This is a genomic window from Vibrio sp. GJ43-1 (assembly GCF_055808835.1).
In genome coordinates this window covers 705,301-726,312 of record NZ_CM147884.1, presented here as the reverse complement: position 1 = coordinate 726,312, position 21,012 = coordinate 705,301, and the positions used below count along the sequence as shown (strand labels likewise).

The following is a 21,012-nucleotide window of genomic DNA, read 5'->3' as shown; positions in this document are numbered from 1 at the left end:
GCACGCTATCAAGGAAGTAGCGCGACTAACGGTTAAATGTCTTCGTGTTTATGCACCAATCCCCAGTCCGCTAATATGGCGTAAGCGGATGGAATCATGAACAACACCAGTAACGTGGAAGCGAAAATACCAAACACAATCGAGATCACTAACGGCTGGATAACCTGAGCCTGCAAACTGGTTTCCATCAGCAGTGGCAGTAACCCAGCAGCGGTTGTCATCGAGGTTAGGAACACCGCTCTAAACCGCTCCCGACTGGCTTTCACTACAGACTCGTGAACCGACTCCCCCTCATCGACATGATGACGAATGTATTGCACTAGCAAAATAGAATCATTCACCACAATCCCCGCTAATGACACAAAGCCCATGATGCTTGGCATGCTTAATGAGTGCCCAAGCAATAAGTGCCCCCACACCACGCCAATGAATGCGAGTGGAATGGCCAACATAACCACAAAGGGTTCTAAGTAACTGCGGAACTGGTAGCTTAAAATACAAAATACACCAAACAGTCCGAGCAAGAACCCTTTGCCCATCGAGGAGCCCGTTTTAGCGGTATCTTTTGCTGAACCTTCAAAATCAAAACGAAGTCCAGGGTAAGCTTGCTTAAGGATCGGGACCTCCTCATTCTGGAATTGACGGATAATGTCAGATGAGCTGACTTTACTGTTATCGGTGTCGCCAAATACGCTAATGGTTCGCAGCCCATCAATTCGCTGGATCCTGACATAATTACGCTGAAAATCCATGGTGGCGATGGCACCTAACGGCAATTGCGCGCCATCAGGGAGAATGATCGGGAAATTAGCCAATTGCTGAACATCGGCGATATCGTGCTTATTGAGTTTCACCTCGATTTTGATGTTCTCAACACCAAGCTGGATCTCATCGGCCGTTTGACCAAAGAAAGCCGCTCGTAATTGATTAGCAATGAGCTGACCATCTACCCCGTATGTCTCTGCTCCCGGACGTAACTTAACCAGAATTTCTTCTTTACCCAATCGCATGTCATCGAGAACACCATGCACACCATCGAATTCATTGAGATACTGCTGAATATCAATGGACGCCGCTTTAAGCTGCTCAAGGTTGTCATGCTTAATGCGAATTTCAATCGCTCGACCACCCGGTCCCATCGTAGGTTGTTTAAATACCAACGAGATAGGATCGGCCAGCTCGCCGACATCATCCCGCCACGCATCGACAAAATCGTCAATCAGCGTATTTCGTTCTTCCGCACCAAGAAGGTCAAGCCGAACCGTCGCAAGATGAGGCCCCGACTCGTTTGCATCTTGATTGGTGTTAAACTGGCTGGTGATCTGTTGAACTAACGTTCGCCCTCCTTCATTATTTTCACTCCATACCAGGTTGAGCTTTTTAGCGGAAGCAACCACGCGATCAACCACTCGTTCCGTTTGCGCGAGCGACGCGCCAGGTGGCAAAATAATACGAACTTCCGCAGTATCGCCATCTAATTCAGGGAATGGGACAAACTTCACCGCACCACCAGCAATTAACGCAATAGAAACCAAGAGCAGTGACAGCACTCCCCCCATAAAGGCATACCGCTGCGATACGACCCGATCGACCGCATTAACTAGTGTCGTATTTCTAAAGTTCTCAAAGCGCTCGAGTAAAACACGCTTAAATTTAATCGGCGGTTTTTCTTTTTTCTGTTTATGTAACGAGTGAGATAGGTGGCTCGGCAAAATCAAAAATGCTTCGATGAGGCTCAACGACAACACCAAAATCAGTACCTGTGGCACCGCCTTCAATACCGCGCCCATTTCGCCATCAAGGAACAGTAAGCTGCCAAAAATACACACGGTGGTTAAAAATGAGGAGATCACACCTGGTAGCACTTTCTTAACGCCATTAATGACCGCGTCATCAATTTTTTGCCCTCGGTCAAGATGCGAGGCAATCGACTCTGCAATTACGATGGCGTCATCCATCATGATCCCTATCGCCATCAATAGCCCGACTAACGACATAATGTTGATGGATAATCCAAGGCTCGCCATTAAGAACAACCCACCTAAAAACGCAACGGGCAAACCTGCCGCCACCCAAAATGAGTAACGGAAACTAAAGAATAACCACATGGTGGCAAAGACTAAGACAATCCCTTGCCAGCCATTTTTCACCATCATGGTCAAACGATCCCACAACACAGATGAGAGATCGTTGGTCATTTCTAGCGTCACGCCTTCCGGTGCTATAGCGCGTTGGTCCTCAACAAATTGCACCACATTGTCTTTAATTCGCAGGGCATCGTCTTCCTTGTTTTTACTAATTTTAAGCACTGCCGAAGGCTTGTCATTGAACAACACTTTCTGCTCATCCAACTCAAACCTGTCGGTAATCGTGGCCACGTCGTTAAGACGAATTAACGCACCAGAAGAGCTGGAACCAATCACTAACGAGGCAAGCTCTTGCGGCGACACTCGACGTTCATCAAAACGAATAAGAAAATTTTTGTCGATGGTCTCTACATTACCACTGGGTAGCTTCACGTTCTGTTTGCCAATTTTAGCGGCAATATCATTCACGCTCAGCCCTAGTTGTCGCATTACCTGGGTATTGAGTTCAACACGATATTGATGATCAGAAAAGCCACTGACCTCAACCAATGACACGCCGTAATCGAGTTTCAATGTTCTCTTGAGTTGCTCGGCGTAAGCTTTGAGTTCGGGCCATCCTATATCCGCGGTAATCGCAATATCGACCACGGGCTCATTCCAATCCAGTTCTTGGACAATTGGAGACTCGATCTCATCGGGAAAATCATTGATAGAATTAATCTGAGTCTGAACGTCCACCAGCATACGACCGATATCCGCTCTCTCAGATAGCTTTAACGTCAAGCGGGCGGAGCCTTCAATTGCTTCACATTTGGTCTCTTCAATGTTTGCTAAGCCATCAACGGCATCTTCCATACGAATGCATAGACTCTCTTCCACCTCTTGAGGTGACGCGCCGGGATAGGTGATCGCCGCCATGATGTAAGGAGGACTGAACTCGGGAAACGTCTCACGTTTAATCGTCGAGAGTGAAGATAGACCCAGTATTACCAGCGCCAACATCAACAAGTTGGCAGCGGTGGGATGTTTTGCGAAAAAACGAATCATGAGTCAGGTTCCCCCTGTTTCATGCTCGAATCTCTCAGCAACATGCCTTCAATCGCTTAAGCAATAAGTCATTCAGGATCAGTTTCTCTCCCCCTTGAAAAGCCCCTGCCACTGAAACTTGGTTGTCACGTCGATACACTACCGTAACTGGCATGATAGTAAGACGCTGCTCATCATCCATCAGGTACACTTTATCGCCGTGCAACGCACGCTCTGGGATCAGCCACGCTTGCTGCGGCTTACCTTCAATGATGGCTTTAACAAACATTCCATTGACCAACAGCGGAGTATCAGACAAACCATTTCCTGTAGTAGTTTGTGGGATCTCAAGGATCACCCCTGCCGTTGCTTGGTTAGGATCCACCGTTTCACTCACGCGCACGACTTTTGCAGGCCATGTGGATAACAGGTTGCCACTACTTAATTCAATGACCGCATTTAGGCTTTGTAACGGGTTTTGTAACGGGTTTTGTTCATTGCCATTAAAGGTATTGGCGATCAATTGAAGATCGTGTATGGATAACTGAGCTTCCACTTCCATCATGTCAGTACCGTGTGCGGTGACCATGGCTTGCTGCTGATTCACCACTTGATTGACCTCGGCATCCACTTCCGAAATCCGCAATGTCTGGGGTAAATAAATACGCGTTTTGGCAAGCAGGCGCTGCGCTTCTTGCTCTTTTGCGTTATTCACATTGACCACCGCAAGCGCCACCTCTCTTTCATCCGGTAATAATGCCAATTGGTTTTGTAGCTCTTGCACCAATTTTTGCTGTGACAGCATGTTTTGCTTCTGGGTATCCACATCCGACTGCGAGCTAAGGCCTCGCTTATTAAGGTCAACTCGTCGTTGATACTCGTTTTTTGTTAACGTCAGGCGATTAAGCTCGATGGTTAGTGTTTGTTTTAAGTTGATTTCTTCTTGATCAATACGCGCAAGTTGCGTCTGGCTGGATTTCACATCGGCAATAGCCTGCGATAATCTAAGTTGGTAATCGAGCGGGTCGATACGCAGTACTTCCGTTCCTGCTGCAACGATATTGCCCTTTTCTAACGCTGGGTGCTTGTACACCACTTCACCCGATACTTCTGATATGGCCTTCCATTCCAGTTTTGGCGTCACACGACCAAAACCCACAGCAAAAGGGGAAGAAAGTTGTGGCTGCATAGTAACAATATCCACCACTCTGGCACGATCACCTAGCAGGTTTTGTTGGAATATCTGGTCTTAAATTAATCGCGGCAATCAACACCACCACTCCCACTGCAAACGCAGGAAAAAACAGTAATTTCTTATTCATAGGCTTCATCGTTAACATTCTGATTTTTAATAATTAGTACGCAGCAAGCCACGCGTAAGAAGTTGGATGTTGTGATCGAGTAACTCATCGAGGAACGTTTCCGTTAACTCAATACCATGCAGTTGCAACATCGCAGGAGGCGCAAGGAACGGGAAAACCATGAGGGCAATAAAGGAGACCTTACACAACTTAGGATCCACGCCATCTCGTAAGTAACCCGCCGCTTGTAATTTACCAAAGATTAAGTCGTGATCAGGTCGACCAATATCGCTAAAGACTTTTTCAAACAGGCGTCGCTGCGTGGCCGATGGCGGCATATGCATGACTTGAGAAATCAACCTTGGGAACTGCGGTACTTTATTCATTTCGTGATAGTAGATTCGCATAAACTCAAAGATATTTTTGTGATCATCTGAGGCAAAAGTGGTTTCCATTTGCTGCTTCATCGGCTGAATTGTTTCCCGAATCATCGACTCAAACAGCCCCTCTTTATTACCAAAGTAGTAACGAATCATCGCAATATTAACGCCAGCTCGTTGGGCGATTAAACGAGTGGAAACTTTGTCATAAGGCATGACGACAAACAAATCTCGAGCATGACTTAACAGCTTTTCTCTGGTGTCGGTTTGCTTACTCGGTCGTCCAACCTTTCTTTTTATCGCCACATCGTTTTCTTGCATCTCTTATCTCTTTTATTAATCAAGCGATTAATTATAGAACAATTGATTAACATATTGAGAGTATTTAAATTCATCACTATTTAATCAATTGATTAAATAGTGATGAATTTGCCTCATTTCAGTCTGACTCATCCGATAACCACAAAAAATAGCGGAAACACTTGACGCTGAAGTGTGAGTGCGGTACTAATTTGTTAACCAAATTTCGTGGAATGTATAACAATGACATTACGTTTTTCTCTCCTGCTGAGCCTCCTCCTTATCGTGACCAAAACGCGCGGGTAGCCAGTGTCTGAAAAACACCACTAAGAATTTTCTTAAAGCCCGCATCGAGATGCGGGCTTTTTTATATCAATCGAACAGGACGTAAACGATTAACCTGTACAAAGAGGAAGCAAATATGAATGACCAGGTAATTATCTTTGACACCACGTTGCGTGACGGCGAGCAAGCTCTTTCAGCCAGTTTGACAGTAAAAGAGAAACTGCAAATTGCTTTCGCTCTCGAACGCCTAGGTGTGGATGTTATCGAGGCTGGCTTCCCAATTTCATCGCCAGGTGATTTTGAGTCTGTACAGGCCATTGCGAAGAACATCAAAAACAGCCGAGTTTGTGCCTTGTCTCGCGCAGTCGCAAAAGACATTGATGCGGCAGCTGAAGCGCTAAAAGTTGCCGATGCATTCCGTATCCACACGTTTATTTCAACCTCGACAGTCCACGTACAAGACAAACTTCGCCGCAGTTACGATGATGTGGTCGAAATGGCAGTAAAAGCGGTAAAACATGCCCGTAACTATACTGACGATGTGGAATTTTCTTGTGAAGATGCTGGACGAACGCCTATTGACAACCTGTGTCGCATGGTTGAAGCGGCAATCAACGCTGGCGCAAAAACCATCAACATTCCGGACACGGTCGGCTACACCGTGCCCAATGAATTTGGCGGCATTATCCAAACCTTGTTTAACCGAGTCCCTAACATCGACAAAGCCATCATTTCTGTGCATTGCCACGATGACTTAGGCATGTCGGTTGCTAACTCAATTGCAGCTGTCCAAGCGGGCGCACGTCAAATTGAAGGGACCATTAACGGCATTGGTGAGCGCGCTGGTAACTGTTCACTAGAAGAAATCGCCATGATCATCAAAACTCGCCAAGAGTTGTTGGGCGTGCAAACCTAGTATCAATCATCAAGAGTTGCACCGCACAAGTAAATTGGTTAGCCAGCTTTGTAATATGCCGATTCAAGATAACAAAGCGATTGTTGGTGCCAATGCATTTAGCCACTCTTCCGGTATCCACCAAGATGGCATGATCAAAAATAAAAATACTTACGAAATCATGACGCCTGAGTCCATCGGTCTTAAAAACAAGGCCTTAAACCTAACCAGTCGTAGTGGTCGAGCAGCTGTGAAGAGCCACATGGATTCAATGGGTTACAACGAAGCTGAATATAACCTAGATGCATTGTATGAAGATTTTTTGAAACTGGCGGATCGCAAAGGGCAAGTCTTTGACTACGACCTAGAAGCCTTGATGCATTTCTCAAATCTTCGTGAAGAAGACGACTTCTATAAGCTTAACTACTTGAGTGTTCAGTCTGGTAGCATCATGGCGACCACCAGCATCAAAATTCAATGTGGCGATGAAGAGCGTTGCGAAGCGGCGGTAGGCAACGGTCCGGTTGACGCGCTTTACCAATGTATTTACCGTGTAACGGGTTACGACATTGTTCTAGATAAGTTTGATTTGACTGCAAAAGGTGAAGGCGAGGATGGTTTAGGGCAAGCCGATATTATTGCCAACTACAAAGGACGTAAATACCACGGAACCGGCTGTTTCAACCGACATTGTCGAAGCCTCCGGTCAAGCACTACTGCACGTGATCAACAGCATTCACCGAGCCAATCAAGTAGAAGAAATAAAACAGAAGAAAGTAGAGACGGTTTAAGTTTTTATCAAAAACATTAAAAATTAACGCAAATACAACAAGTAAGGAACAGGACACCATGGCAGGCACATACAAAATTGCAGTATTACCAGGCGACGGCATTGGCCCAGAAGTAATGGCTCAAGCACACAAAGTATTGGATGCAATTGAAACTAAACATGGCATCACATTTGATTGCGAAGAATTTGATGTGGGCGGTATTGCCATTGATAACCATGGTTGCCCGCTTCCAGAAAGCACGGTCAAAGGTTGTGAGGACTCAAATGCGATTCTATTTGGTTCCGTCGGTGGCCCTAAATGGGAACACCTAGCACCGAATGATCAACCAGAGCGCGGTGCCCTGCTTCCTTTACGTAAGCACTTCCAATTATTTTGTAACTTGCGTCCAGCACAAATTCACAGTGGCTTAGAAGATTTCTCACCGCTGCGTGCTGACATCTCAGCCAAAGGCTTTGACATTGTTGTGGTACGCGAATTGACTGGCGGCATCTATTTTGGGCAACCAAAAGGCCGTGAAGGTGAAGGGCCAACAGAAAAAGCATTTGATACCGAAGTGTATCACCGCTACGAAATCGAACGCATTGCTAAAATTGCCTTTGAGTCGGCTCGCTTGCGCAATAAAAACGTGTATTCCATCGATAAAGCGAACGTATTACAAAGCTCTATCTTGTGGCGCGAAGTCGTTGAGGAAGTGGCAAAAGACTACCCAGACGTTACGCTTAACCACATGTACATCGATAACGCGACGATGCAGCTTATTAAAGACCCATCTCAGTTCGATATTATGCTGTGTTCAAACATCTTCGGCGACATCATCTCTGATGAATGCGCGATGATTACCGGTTCAATGGGCATGTTGCCATCAGCAAGTCTAAATGAAAGTCAGTTTGGCTTATATGAACCTGCAGGCGGCTCTGCGCCAGATATCGCGGGTAAGAACATTGCTAACCCAGTCGCACAAATCCTTTCGGCTGCACTGATGCTTCGCTACAGCTTAGGTGAAGAAGCCGCGGCTCAAGATATTGAATCTGCAGTCAGTAAGGCACTGTCTGCTGGCGAGCTTACTGCTGATCTATCTGGTGATAAGCCTGCACTGAGCACATCAGAGATGGGCGATAAAATTGCTAGCTATATCGCTAATAGCTAATAGCTAATAGCTAATAGCCAATTAGGTTGCCACCAATAATGGTTCGCAATTGCGCGATGGCAAATCATGTCATCGCGACATCATAATAAGAATATTCTGCTTGCGTGATGAAAGAGTTCGCGCAGACCCAACAGCAAGGAATTAGCAATGTCGAAAACACTGTATGAAAAAGTCTATGATGCGCACGTCGCCGTAGAAGCCGAAGGTGAAAACCCAATTCTTTATATTGATCGTCACCTAGTCCATGAAGTGACCTCTCCACAAGCTTTTGATGGCTTGCGCGAGAAAGGTCGCCCAGTTCGCCAAGTCAATAAAACCTTCGCCACCATGGATCATAACGTCTCCACTACGACGAAAGACATTAACGCATCAGGTGAGATGGCTCGTATCCAAATGGAAACACTATCAAAAAACTGTGAAGAGTTTGGTGTCACACTGTATGACCTTAATCATAAATACCAAGGTATTGTGCATGTAATGGGCCCTGAACTTGGCATCACTCTTCCGGCGATGACCATTGTTTGTGGTGATTCTCACACCGCAACACATGGCGCTTTTGGCTCATTAGCATTCGGTATTGGCACGTCTGAAGTTGAGCACGTATTAGCAACTCAAACTCTAAAACAGTCTCGTGCGAAAACCATGAAGATTGAAGTAAAAGGCAAAGTCGCGCCTGGCGTGACGGCCAAAGATATTGTGCTGGCTATTATCGGTAAAACCACTCGCCGCTGCTGCGGCACTGGCTATGTGGTCGAATTTTGTGGTGAAGCCATCACCGACCTTTCTATGGAAGGTCGAATGACCGTGTGTAATATGGCCATTGAACTCGGTGCAAAAGCGGGTCTCATTGCCCCAGACGAAACGACATTTGAATACATCAAAGGTCGTAAGTTTGCCCCGCAAGGCAGCGACTGGGATGCAGCCGTTGAGTATTGGAACACATTTAAAACCGATGCTGATGCGACGTTTGATGCAGTTGTGACACTCAATGGTGCCGACATTAAGCCTCAAGTCACATGGGGTACCAATCCGGGTCAAGTGATCGCAGTAGATCAACCCATTCCAGCACCAGAAAGCTTTGCAGACCCAGTAGAGAAAATGTCTGCGGAAAAAGCATTAGCGTATATGGGACTTGAAGCGGGTAAATCCCTAACCGATTATAACGTCGATAAAGTCTTTGTCGGCTCTTGTACTAACTCTCGCATCGAAGACATGCGCGCCGCCGCCGCTGTTGCGAAAGGTCGCAGCGTTGCGTCCCACGTACAAGCATTAATTGTTCCAGGCTCTGAACAGGTGAAAGCACAAGCAGAAGCAGAAGGCTTAGATGTTATCTTTAAAGAAGCTGGATTTGAGTGGCGTCTACCTGGCTGCTCTATGTGTTTAGCGATGAACAATGACCGATTGGGTCCTCAAGAGCGCTGCGCGTCTACCAGTAACCGTAACTTCGAAGGTCGCCAAGGCCGTGATGGCCGTACTCACTTAGTCAGCCCTGCGATGGCTGCAGCCGCCGCTATTGCTGGCCATTTTGTTGATATCAGAGAATTGGACTCATAAGGAATAACACATGTCAGGATTTAAACAACACACAGGGTTAGTCGTCCCTTTAGATATCGCTAATATCGACACTGATGCGATTATTCCTAAGCAATTTTTGCAAAAAGTCACCCGTACTGGTTTTGGTCAGCACCTGTTCAATGACTGGCGCTTCCTGGATGACGCTGGTCAGCAACCTAACCCAGAATTCATCATGAATGCACCACGTTATCAAGGCGCTAGCATTTTGCTCGCGCGTGAAAATTTTGGCTGTGGCTCTTCACGAGAGCACGCTCCTTGGGCATTGGCAGACTATGGTATCCAAGTGATGATCGCCCCAAGCTTTGCCGATATTTTTTACGGTAACTCCATCAACAACCAAATGGTACCCGTTCGCCTAACTGAGCAAGAAGTCGATGAACTGTTTCACTTTGTTGCTGACAATGAAGGGGCGGACATTACCGTCGATTTAGAGTCAATGACGGTATCAGCAAATGGTAAAACATATTCATTTGAAATTGATGAATTCCGTCGCCACTGTTTGCTAAACGGTTTGGATAATATTGGTTTGACACTGCAACACGCCGATAAGATAGCCGCTTATGAAGCGCAAATTCCAAGCTTTTTAAAATAAGCTTTTCAATCAGCATTGATTTGGCATCAATCCCGGCTCGTTAGCCGGGATTTTTACATCTATCACCGACGCTTATTTCGCTTTTAAGTACACGAAGCCGTGGCTTGCTTTCCTGCCATCCATGACAATAATTATTTCAGGATGAAAGTTTATCACGCTGGCAAAGGTCTTTTAAACCAGCCACTATCAATACGGATGTTCATTATGTTTCGACTATTCTCATTTATTGCCTCTTTTCCTGGCGACCAACGTGTTGGCCGCCCCAAAATCCGAACTTTGGGATTTCTGGAATATAAGTGACGAGTCCAATGCCCAGGTGATTTCTCATCAGCCTTGGCAACAGTTTCTTGACCGCTATCTTGTGACTGAGGGCGAGAATACTTTAGTTCGCTACGTACGCGTGTCTAGCGATGACAAGCAAAACTTAAAGCGTTATCTAGAACAACTTGCCAGTATCGATCCAAGAACACTGAATCAAGCAGAGCAGTATGCTTACTGGGTAAACCTTTATAACGCGATCACTGTAGACCTTATTCTTGACCGTTATCCAGTAAAATCCATCACCAAACTTGGTGGGCTATTTAGCTTTGGTCCTTGGGGAGATGATGTCATTACCATCGCAGGTCAAACACTGACACTGAATGATATTGAACACCGGATCTTGCGACCAATTTGGAACGACCCACGCACACACTACGCGGTAAATTGTGCCAGTCTAGGCTGCCCTAATTTGCAGACTCAAGCCTTTAACGCGCAAAACAGCAATGCGCTACTCGATCAAGCAGCGGCAACATACATAAATAGCAGCAAAGGCATTAACATACAGGGAGACAAAGCGACTCTGTCTTCCATCTACGAGTGGTTTGCCGAAGATTTTTCTGCGCAAGGTGGGGTGATGGCACATATCAGCCAATACCGTCCAGAAGTCGCTCAGTTCAAAGGGAAACTTGACTACGATTATGACTGGGCATTGAATTCAAAATAACGCAAACTAGCGTTATTTGCATAGGGAGAAACAACCGCCGAGCTAAAAGCTCGACCCAGGTTGCGTTAAAAACTCGATTTCTTCCTGTGTAGACAGGCGTCCTAAAATGTCATTTCGATGTGGGTAGCGCCCAAAACGCGCAATAATGGCTTGGTGGCGCTGTTCAAAATCAAGGGTAGATTCAACACCATTTTGGGTAAATAATTTAACTGCGCGCTCGTGAATCACTATTGATTCACTGTGCATGAATGGCATATATAAAAAGGTACGCTCTTGTGTACTGAGCGCGGCATCTAACTTAAGCGCAATACACTCTTGCGCTAAAACAAGAGCCATGGGATCGCAAGAAAACGCACCCACTTGATCGCGATACAGGTTTCGAGAAAACTGATCCAGCACGATCACTTCAGCCAAGCGCCCTTGCGCGCACTCTCTCCATGAAGACAATTCACCAGCAGCGGCAGCAGCATGTAATTGAGTAAATCGCTTAGCAATAACCGCATCAATCGACGCCCCGCCAGAAAACCAATCACTCGGCGTCAATTCATCGAACCAAAATGTTAATACATCCTTGTATTCCATCATTATTTAAATCCTTTTACCTTTTTGATTAAGTCATAGGCTTTTTGAATTTCCTGAGACTTTTCTTTTGCTACATTCATCATTTCTGGCGGTAAACCTTTCGCCATCAACTTGTCAGGATGGTGCTCGTTCATCAATTTACGATGCGCACGCTTAAGTGTTTTTGCATCCGCCGATTCATCAACCCCTAGAACATTATAGGCATCTGATAATTGAGACGCGCTGCTCGCCTGCTGCCAACTGCCACCTTGACCGCCTTGATATTGACCCCCTTCAAATCCACCATGTTGGAATCGAAATGCCGCTTCTTGCATACGCAGTCGTTGCTCTAACTGTTCCGCAGAAAAACCTAACCCCTGTGCGATACGATGCAACACATCACGCTCAGTTGGGTGGATGCTGCCATCCGCAAAGGCGGCGGAAATCTGCAGCTCTAAAAAAACTGCAACAGGTCATGACGGCCACCAGAAGAGATTCTCACCTTGTCAAGTGTGCGCTCTAAGGGAAAATCCGCCTCTTTTCCTAGTCTAAATGCATTCTGAGCCTGCTTTTTTTGCTCACTATTAAGGTTCATGCGATCCATCATAATGGTTGCAAGCTGAATCTCTTCTTGAGTCACTTGGCCTTTTGCTTTGGCCACATGCCCCATGACTGCATAAGCAGAATTTAAAAATTCTTGCTGGCGCTCTTCCTGATTAACTCCACCAAACCCACTGCGATTGAACCCAGCACGGTTCAAGCGCCTTGCTTTATCAAACTGGTGCCCAAGGAACAATCCAAACAAGGCACCAAGAGGCCCGCCGAAGAGTATGCCAAAGAATACACCTAAAATTTTTCCTATCATTTGTATAATGTGCTCTCTATCTATGAATTTTTGCGTTGATTCGCAGTCTACTAGTGTCTGTAAGGTCAATTTCCTTTATGATAGGAACCGTCTTATATACGATTCAATATCAATCGTTTTCAATAGAATGAATCAAGTTAAACAGGATAGTACAACTCGATGTCACGTTATTCACGCTCATATCTAGCGGCTTCTGTCGCTGCTGCGCTGCTCGCGTCCTACGCACACGCCGAAGATACATCGAAAAATAATGGGCAAACTATGCCTCCAACAGACCAGTGCTCTGTTGATACTGCACAAAGTTCTGATTCCAATCAAGAGCCAATCAATATTGAAGCCGACTCATTAGAGGCGATCAATGGTCAGCGCGCGACCTATAAAGGGGATGTGGTTGTCACTCAAGGCAATAAAACCATCACCGCGGATCAAGTAACGCTGCACCAAGATGAGAACGTCGTGGTTGCAGAAGGCAATGTCACTTTAAATGACGGACAGCTAAAAACCGTCTCTGACAAAATCACCAACAATCTTAATAAAGATGAAATTACCGCCGAGAACACCAGCTACAAAATGCTCTGTGGTGGCGGTCGTGGTGACGCCGTTTATGTGTCTAAAACCTAGCAAGTCGATGTATCAAATCGAAGACGGTTCCATCACGACCTGCCCAGAAGATGATAACTCTTGGCGATTTCTCGCTGACGACATAAAAGTGGATCAAGACAACGAAGTGGCAACGCTCTATGGCAGCCGAGTCGAAGTCAAGGATGTGCCCATTTTTTACATGCCCTATATGAGTATGCCGACGAGTGACAAGCGAAAAACGGGCGTCCTCTTTCCTTCGCTGTCTCTAGGCTCAAAAAATGGTTTAGAGCTGCAAGTTCCCGTGTATTGGAATTTATCTCCCAACTACGACTTGTTGACTACATTCCACTACATGCAAACTCGTGGCTTGCAATTAAAAGCCGATTTTCGCTACTTAACCGATACTAGCACCGGAGATCTTCGCTCAGAGTACCTTGCCAGTGATAGTAAATACCCAGAAAGAGGCGACCGCTGGGCCGTTCAGTATAAGAACATCAGTAACTTTGGCTCACACTGGAAGTTAGACCTCGACTACTCACAAGTCAGTGATAATGATTACTTTCAAGACCTCGACTCCAGTATTGGTAGCCGCTCAGAAGGCCAATTGTCTCAACGCGGCACGGTTGCTTACCGTGAAGAGTTCTGGGATGCAGCTCTGACCGTGCAAGACTTCCAAATATTAGTTGATGATACTAAGCCTTATCAACTGATGCCGCAGTTCGAATTTAACTATTATCGCCCTGAAGTATATAAAACAATTAATTTTGACCTTGTCAGTCATGTGTCTCGTTTTGAAACTGAGGACAAAAACAAGCCCTCTGCGACTCGAGTTCACGTCGAGCCGGGTTTGACTTTACCCTTATCAACGACTTGGGGTACTTGGACGACTGAAGCACGCTATATGCTGACTCAATATCAACAAGATATTGAAGGACTTGATACCAGCAGCAACAGTGATCTGCTGGGATTAAAAGAAAACGTTACGCGTTCCTTACCTGAATTCAGAACTCATGCCAATGTCGTATTAGAACGTGACACCGCATTTGTGGAAGGCTATACCCAAACACTTGAGCCCCAGATACAGTACCTTTATGTACCAGAAGTCGATCAAACCGACATCTATAACTACGACACCACGTTACTCCAAACAGATTACTACGGCCTGTTTCGCAGCCGTCGATTTAGCGGCGTCGACAAAATCGCTGCTGCTAATCAAATTAGTTATGGAGCCACGTCGCGCTTTTACGATGGTGGACAAAAAGAGCGTCTAGCGCTCTCATTTGGACAAATCTACTACCTAGATGCAACCAATAAGAACCCCAATTCACCTAACTCAGATGCCAAGTCTAGCTATTCATCTTGGGCGGTAGAAACGGACTTTAATTACAACGACCGTGTCTTTTACCACGGTGGCATACAGTACGACATAGACTCGTCAACGGTTGCCCTCGCAAACAGTGCCATTGAATATCGCGTTAATGATGATTTTATTCAGGCCAACTATCGCTACGTCACCAAAGAGTACATTGAAAGCGTCAACAGCTACACCACCGATGAGTTAGAAAAACTGACCCGAAATGGCATCAATCAAGTCGGTTTTATGGGTGGGTATCAAATCAATCAACGCTGGCTTGCTACTGGACAGTATTACTATGACATGACCGAAAAAGTCTCGGTAGAATGGCTAGCAAAACTCGAATATCACTCTGATTGTTGGTATCTCGGTGTGGATTACAGCCGTCAATTAAGAAGCTGGGAGTCTGGTATTGTAGGGATTGGTGCTGCGAACTTTGAAGACAATGTGCGCTTTAGCTTTGGTATTACAGGCCTAGGTGGCAGCTCAAAAGCACCTGAGCCACCAAACGGTAACGCACTTAAATATGGCCGACCTTTTATACTCAATGATTAATTCCCTTACGATCCGTCTCACGGAAAGACGTCATGTTAGGAACTTTATACGCTTCTCCAACTCTTAGTTGGAGAAGTTTACACTAGGAATATCGATGAAATTTATTAGCAAAATTCTCTCTACCTTATTATGCGCGACCGTCGCACTGCACGCGCTTGCGGCACCGGTTGAACTAGATAGAGTACGCATCGTGGTTAACGATGGCGTTATTTTACAAAGCGACATTGAGTCAGCCACAAAGACTCTGTTTGCCAATGCGAAAAAAAACAACCAAGAGTTGCCATCACAAGACATCATTCAAGAGCAAATCCTCGATAAGTTAATTTTAGAAAAGCTGCAGCTTCAAGAAGCGGAAAGAATTGGGGTTCGAATCGATGATAATCGCCTTGAAGAAACGTTAAAGGACATTGCAAAAAACAACCAACAAAGCGTGGCTCAGCTTCGCCAAACTGTCGCAGAGGAAGGCTTGGGTTGGGAATCATTTCGTGAGCAAATTCGTGACGAAATTGCCGCTAGTGAAGCGCGCAACGCTATGGTTAGACAGCGTATTAACATCCTACCAGCAGAAGTCGACAACCTCGCAGAGCTACTTGCACAAGAAAGCAATGCCACCGTCACCTATAACATTCGCCATATTCAATTACGTTTCAAAGAGGGTGAAGACAAAAGTGACGTTGAGAAGCAGGCAAAAGATATCGTCGCCAAGCTTAAAGATGGTGAAGACTTTGCCACCATGGCTTACACCTACTCAAAAGGTCCCAAAGCCCTAGAGGGCGGTGATTGGGGTTGGATGCGAAAAGAAGAAATGCCCACTATTTTTGCTGACCAAATCAAAATGCAAACTAAAGGTAGCATTATTGGTCCATTCCGCAGTGGTGTAGGGTTCCATATCCTGAAGATTGAAGACGTTAAAGGCCTAGAAACCGTTTCGGTCACTGAAGTGAACGCGCGTCATATTCTAATAAAACCAACCGTCATTTTGAGCGATGAAGGCGTTAAGCGTGCCCTCAACAGCTACATTCAAAAAATTCAAAACGGTGATGCTACCTTCGCAGAACTTGCCGAGCAATACAGCGCCGATCCTGGCTCTGCCGCTCAAGGCGGCGAACTTGGTTACCAAACCCCTGAACTGTATGTGCCTGAATTTAAACACCAGGTAGAAACATTGCCTATCGGTCAAATCAGTGCTCCATTTAAAACCGTTCACGGTTGGCATATCGTCGAAGTCTTAGACCGACGTGATGTCGATAAAACGGGTTCTGCGATGCAAAACCGTGCTTATCGCATTTTGTTTAACCGTAAGTTCAACGAAGAAGCTTCCGCATGGATGCAAGAAATCCGCGCTAGCGCGTTTGTTGAAATGATCAAAGATGAAGACACAGATGATGACAGCAACTAATCAAGCCACTGAGCAAGCCGATTCTATGTTAAGAAAAACAAAACGAATCCTCATCACCGCGGGAGAGCCTGCTGGTATTGGCCCCGATCTGGTTGTCGCCCTATCCCAACGCGAATGGCCTTATCAGATCGTGGTCTGCGCCGATAAGTCTCTGATAGCCGAGCGAGCAAAACAGCTTAATACGGATTTATCGCTCATCGATTACGATAAGGCATGTCAGGAGAAGCATCAGGTTGGTACTCTCGTTATCCTGCATGAACCATTAAGCTCCCCAGCACAAGCGGGAAAGCTCGATGAGTCTAACGGTCAGTACGTATTAAATACGCTAGAAAAAGCAGCAAAAGGCTGTATGAATGGCGAGTTTGATGCTATTGTCACCTACCCTGTGCATAAAGGGGTGATCAACCGTGCTGGTGTCAGCTTCAGCGGCCATACAGAGTTCTTTGCTGAAGTGTCAAATACACCGCTCGTTGTAATGATGCTGGCTACCGAAGGCCTACGTACTGCGTTAGTAACGACCCATTTGCCTTTGACAGCCGTCTCTGCCGCAATAACCAAAGAGCGCGTTGCAAGTATCATTGAGATCCTGCACCACGACCTCGTCAGTAAATTTGGCATTGATCATCCAACCATTTATGTGTGTGGACTCAACCCCCACGCGGGAGAAGATGGAGTCCTAGGTTCGGAGGAAATCGAAACGATTACTCCAACGCTAGACACCCTTCGCAGGGAAAAAGGTTATAACCTTATCGGCCCACTACCTGCCGATACGATTTTCAATGACAAATACCTGCGCGATGCAGACGCTGTTTTAGGTATGTATCACGACCAAGTGCTTCCTGTATTAAAATACAAAGGCTTTGGTCGTTCAGTAAATATCACACTTGGTCTACCCTTTATAAGGACATCGGTTGATCATGGCACTGCTTTAGATCTTGCAGGCACTGGCCTTGCAGATTTTGGCAGCTTTGAGACAGCATTAGCATACGCGATAGATTTAGTAGAGAGCAGACAATGAGAAATGATGTCCACTTAGGGCACAAAGCGAGAAAACGTTTTGGTCAAAACTTCCTTAACGATCCGTACATCATCGATGGTATCGTATCGTCTATCAATCCAAGACCAGGTCAAAACCTTGTTGAGATTGGTCCAGGCCTTGGTGCGATCACTGAGCCAGTCGGTAAAGAAGTGGATAAACTGACGGTTATCGAATTAGACCGTGACCTGGCTGAACGCCTACGTAACCACCCAGATTTGGCAGATAAGCTGACCATCCACGAAGGCGATGCTATGCGCTTCGATTTCACTCAACTGGTGAAGCCGAATAACAAGCTGCGTATTTTTGGTAACCTACCATACAATATCTCAACACCACTGATGTTCCACCTATTTGAATTTCATAAAGATATTCAAGACATGCACTTCATGTTGCAAAAAGAAGTGGTCAACCGCTTAGCAGCAGGTCCAGGCAGTAAAGCCTATGGTCGCTTAACGGTTATGGCACAATATTACTGTAAAGTCGTCCCTGTACTAGAAGTGCCACCAACGGCGTTTGTTCCACCACCAAAAGTGGACTCAGCCGTTGTGCGCTTAATGCCTTATGAAGTGTTACCGCACCCAGCCAAAAACATTAAGTGGTTAGAGCGTGTATGCCGTGATGGCTTCAACCAACGCAGAAAGACAGTTCGAAATTGCTACAAGTCTCTTCTGTCTACTGAAATACTCGAAGAGCTTGGGGTTAACCCAGGCATGCGCCCAGAAAACCTCACTCTGGAGCAATTTGTTGCCATGGCCAACTGGCTAGAAGACAACCACAAATAATGAACGCTGCGCCTAACATTTATAATGTTGGGCGTTTTTTTTAAGCAAAGGAGAGAGACATGGATACTTCTTCCCCTTGTGTTAAATGCCAAGTACATACCAAATACATTGCAGAGCAGTCTGATCCCGATAATCAACGCTTTGTCTTTGCTTACATCATCACCATTAAAAATCTTAGCAAAGAGACAATCCAGTTACTTAGTCGCCGCTGGTTAATCACCGATGCAAATGGTAAACAAATGAGTATTGAAGGTGATGGCGTTGTTGGGCAACAACCGATAATTGAGGGCAATGACGAATACACATACAGTAGTGGTACCGCAATAGAAACCCCGGTAGGAGTCATGCAAGGTCACTACGTCATGATTGATGGAAAGGGAACAGCGTTCAACGCGGAAATTGAACCCTTTCGCCTTGCCGTGCCAAATATTCTCAATTAAAACTATATACTAGCCGCATAAATTCACCTCACGCTTTATCTCGTGTAGCATGGCGTTGTTCTAACTCTAACTTTAACTCTAACTTTAACTCTAACTACACGACTAACCATACCCTTTTAATCTCCCAACATTATAGGTACAGTTTGGCCAATTATATTATCGGTGACATTCAAGGCTGCTTTGATGAGCTTAAGCTATTGCTTACATCGGCCGAGTTTAATGCCAGTGTCGATAGACTCTGGGTTGCGGGCGATCTCGTCGCCAGAGGAAATAAGTCTTTAGAAACCCTTCGGTTTCTAAAGGGATTAGGAAAAGCTGCCAAGATCTGTCTAGGGAATCATGACCTTCATCTCCTTGCGGTCTCTTTAGGTGTTCATCGAGCCAAAGCGAAAGATAAAACACTCCCCATCCTCGACGCAGACGATCGCATTGAATTATTAGAGTGGCTTCGCCAACAGCCATTGCTTCTTGAGCATGATGAGTTTGTTGTCTGCCACGCAGGCATTTCACCAGACTGGTCACTATCTACCGCAAGAACATGTGCCCACGAGGTTGAGGTCGAGTTATCCTCAGACCGTTGGCAGCAGTTAGTTGCCGATATGTATAGCAATCAGCCAGACAAATGGCACTCAGATTTAATCGGGATAGATCGCTGGCGATACACGATTAATGCCTTTACTCGAATGAGATTTTGTTTCCCTGATGGGCGCCTTGACATGGCATGTAAGCTTCCTCCAGAGGAGATAAAGGACGATCAATTGCTACCCTGGTTCCAAGTTCCACAGCGAATCCCGTTGCAAAAAACCGTTTTATTTGGTCATTGGGCAGCGTTAGGTGGTTATATGAATGACGAAGTGATTGGGCTAGATACTGGCTGCGTATGGGGAGGAACGCTTACTATGATTCGCTGGGAAGATAAACAATTATTCTCCCAAGCAGCGCTTTAGCACTCGAAGAGCTCATCCTAGAGGCTCTTTCGCTTAGCGTGTGCAACGGCGAAAGAATCAGCCCATAGGTCGGAACGACTTAACAACCTATGGACTCAATCTATAGACAATCTGCCTACTGATTTTCAAGTATCACAAAACTCATATCGTATCGGTTTTTTTCATCGGCAGTAAACGCTTCGCGGTAGGTTTCACGCCACTCACTTCCCCACTCAGGGAACTGTGTATCCCCCTCTATAGTGGCGTCGATGAACGTTAAGTACAACTTATTGGCCATTGGTAAACAATGACGGTAAAACGCCCCACCACCAATGATCATCACTTCCGCCTCTTCATGCACTAATGCTAATGCGGCATCCAATGATGTCACCGTATCTACACCATCAATGATCAGCGTCTCATCTCTGGTCACAACAATATTGCGTCTTCCCGGTAGCGCTCGTCCAATCGAATCATAGGTTTTTCTGCCCATAATGACAGGTTTACCCATGGTGCATTTTTTAAACCACATAAAATCGGCAGGAAGATGCCAAGGCATTTGGTTGTCTTTACCAATAATACGATTACTGGCCATGGCGGCTATCATACTGATGATCATTGTTATTGTTCCTATATACGACTGAGACAAATCACACTTAAGCGCTCAAGGCTTAAACGACGGGACGACGACGGTAGAATAACAGCCCCGGCATGGCTAAGCCAATAGCAAGCCCAGCGATAATAAACATCGCTTTAAGGAAGTTCTCCATCAAGGTCGCTAATAGATCCGGCGTAAAACCCAAATGGTTGATCTCTACCATAGCTATCATCGCTTTAAAGGCAAACACACCGGGAACCATGGGGATCAGTGCTGCAACCGTAAATACTTTAGGGTGTGCTAAAAATTTATGCGACCAATGGACACCAATACAGCCGACAATCGTGGCCGCAAAAAACGATGCCCACTCAATGGGCACGCCATAATGCAGCATAATAAAACGACTGCCATGTCCTATCGCACCTCCTACTGCACAGTAAGCTAAAGCATTCTGAGGCACATTAAATACTAAAGCAAAACCCACGGCAGGGATGGCTGCAAAAAACATATCATTGAGTAACGCGAATATAAGATCGAACCCCGGCAT

14 protein-coding genes and 4 pseudogenes are annotated in these 21,012 nt (G+C 45.8%); 11 read left to right on the top strand and 7 right to left on the bottom strand.

From position 1 onward, the window contains the following. Nucleotides 1–32: 32 nt before the first annotated feature. The 3 genes and pseudogenes from AC0L66_RS03445 to AC0L66_RS03435 form a co-directional block, all read right to left on the bottom strand. Nucleotides 33–3,134 carry an efflux RND transporter permease subunit gene (locus AC0L66_RS03445; RefSeq protein ID WP_473568389.1) on the bottom strand — a complete coding sequence of 1,034 codons (3,102 nt, stop codon included), beginning with the start codon at nucleotides 3,132–3,134 and terminating at the stop codon, nucleotides 33–35. Continuing rightward, nucleotides 3,131–4,444: pseudogene (locus tag AC0L66_RS03440) on the bottom strand (efflux RND transporter periplasmic adaptor subunit). Before AC0L66_RS03440 ends, AC0L66_RS03445 begins: the two are co-directional and overlap by 4 nt. A gap of 17 nt (nucleotides 4,445–4,461) precedes the next feature. Then, complete coding sequence (locus AC0L66_RS03435; RefSeq protein ID WP_473568387.1) at nucleotides 4,462–5,115, bottom strand: TetR/AcrR family transcriptional regulator; 654 nt, start codon at nucleotides 5,113–5,115, stop codon at nucleotides 4,462–4,464. Between the two features lie 400 nt (nucleotides 5,116–5,515). Here AC0L66_RS03435 and leuA point away from each other — a divergent pair. The 5 genes and pseudogenes from leuA to AC0L66_RS03410 all read left to right on the top strand — a co-directional run bounded on the left by leuA (nucleotide 5,516) and on the right by AC0L66_RS03410 (nucleotide 11,364). Then, nucleotides 5,516–7,065: pseudogene (gene leuA, locus AC0L66_RS03430) on the top strand (2-isopropylmalate synthase). Between the two features lie 58 nt (nucleotides 7,066–7,123). Then, complete coding sequence (gene leuB / locus AC0L66_RS03425; RefSeq protein ID WP_265676231.1) at nucleotides 7,124–8,212, top strand: 3-isopropylmalate dehydrogenase; 1,089 nt, start codon at nucleotides 7,124–7,126, stop codon at nucleotides 8,210–8,212. A gap of 147 nt (nucleotides 8,213–8,359) precedes the next feature. Then, nucleotides 8,360–9,766, top strand: coding sequence for a 3-isopropylmalate dehydratase large subunit (gene leuC / locus AC0L66_RS03420; protein WP_473568385.1), 1,407 nt, complete (start codon nucleotides 8,360–8,362; stop codon nucleotides 9,764–9,766). 10 nt (nucleotides 9,767–9,776) lie between these two features. Next, on the top strand, nucleotides 9,777–10,379 hold the full coding sequence (gene leuD, locus AC0L66_RS03415; protein ID WP_265676233.1) for a 3-isopropylmalate dehydratase small subunit: 603 nt from the start codon (nucleotides 9,777–9,779) through the stop codon (nucleotides 10,377–10,379). Nucleotides 10,380–10,629: 250 nt separating this feature from the next. Continuing rightward, nucleotides 10,630–11,364: a DUF547 domain-containing protein gene (locus AC0L66_RS03410; RefSeq protein WP_473568384.1), complete on the top strand. Its 735-nt coding sequence runs from the start codon at nucleotides 10,630–10,632 to the stop codon at nucleotides 11,362–11,364. Nucleotides 11,365–11,406: 42 nt separating this feature from the next. Here the strand turns inward: AC0L66_RS03410 and AC0L66_RS03405 are convergent, their stop codons facing one another. Continuing rightward, complete coding sequence (locus AC0L66_RS03405; RefSeq protein ID WP_279348314.1) at nucleotides 11,407–11,949, bottom strand: DUF924 family protein; 543 nt, start codon at nucleotides 11,947–11,949, stop codon at nucleotides 11,407–11,409. Continuing rightward, nucleotides 11,949–12,796, bottom strand: a pseudogene (gene djlA / locus AC0L66_RS03400) (co-chaperone DjlA). The gene AC0L66_RS03405 and the pseudogene djlA overlap by 1 nt, the downstream one beginning before the upstream one ends. A 153-nt stretch (nucleotides 12,797–12,949) precedes the next feature. Between djlA and lptD the strand changes: the two are divergent. From lptD to AC0L66_RS03370, 6 genes and pseudogenes are all read left to right on the top strand, one after another. Then, nucleotides 12,950–15,281, top strand: a pseudogene (lptD, locus tag AC0L66_RS03395) (LPS assembly protein LptD). A gap of 94 nt (nucleotides 15,282–15,375) precedes the next feature. After that, complete coding sequence (gene surA, locus AC0L66_RS03390; protein WP_265676237.1) at nucleotides 15,376–16,680, top strand: peptidylprolyl isomerase SurA; 1,305 nt, start codon at nucleotides 15,376–15,378, stop codon at nucleotides 16,678–16,680. 25 nt (nucleotides 16,681–16,705) lie between these two features. Further along, a complete protein-coding gene (pdxA, locus tag AC0L66_RS03385; protein ID WP_473569181.1) occupies nucleotides 16,706–17,698 on the top strand; it encodes a 4-hydroxythreonine-4-phosphate dehydrogenase PdxA in 993 nt (330 codons plus the stop codon). Beyond that, nucleotides 17,695–18,501, top strand: a complete 807-nt coding sequence (rsmA, locus tag AC0L66_RS03380) for a 16S rRNA (adenine(1518)-N(6)/adenine(1519)-N(6))-dimethyltransferase RsmA (RefSeq protein ID WP_265676239.1) — start codon at nucleotides 17,695–17,697, stop codon at nucleotides 18,499–18,501. The genes pdxA and rsmA overlap by 4 nt, the downstream gene beginning before the upstream one ends. 59 nt (nucleotides 18,502–18,560) lie before the next feature. Next, nucleotides 18,561–18,941, top strand: a complete 381-nt coding sequence (apaG, locus tag AC0L66_RS03375; protein ID WP_265676240.1) for a Co2+/Mg2+ efflux protein ApaG — start codon at nucleotides 18,561–18,563, stop codon at nucleotides 18,939–18,941. Nucleotides 18,942–19,084: 143 nt separating this feature from the next. Continuing rightward, entirely contained in the window at nucleotides 19,085–19,888 is an 804-nt protein-coding gene (locus AC0L66_RS03370; protein ID WP_473568382.1) for a symmetrical bis(5'-nucleosyl)-tetraphosphatase, read from the top strand. Between the two features lie 115 nt (nucleotides 19,889–20,003). On the opposite strand, the gene folA is transcribed toward AC0L66_RS03370, so the two are convergent. Further along, nucleotides 20,004–20,486 (bottom strand): type 3 dihydrofolate reductase, encoded by a 483-nt coding sequence (folA, locus tag AC0L66_RS03365; protein WP_265676243.1) that lies wholly within the window; start codon nucleotides 20,484–20,486, stop codon nucleotides 20,004–20,006. A 52-nt stretch (nucleotides 20,487–20,538) separates the two neighbouring features. Further along, complete coding sequence (locus AC0L66_RS03360) at nucleotides 20,539–21,012, bottom strand: threonine/serine exporter family protein (protein ID WP_390902950.1); 474 nt, start codon at nucleotides 21,010–21,012, stop codon at nucleotides 20,539–20,541.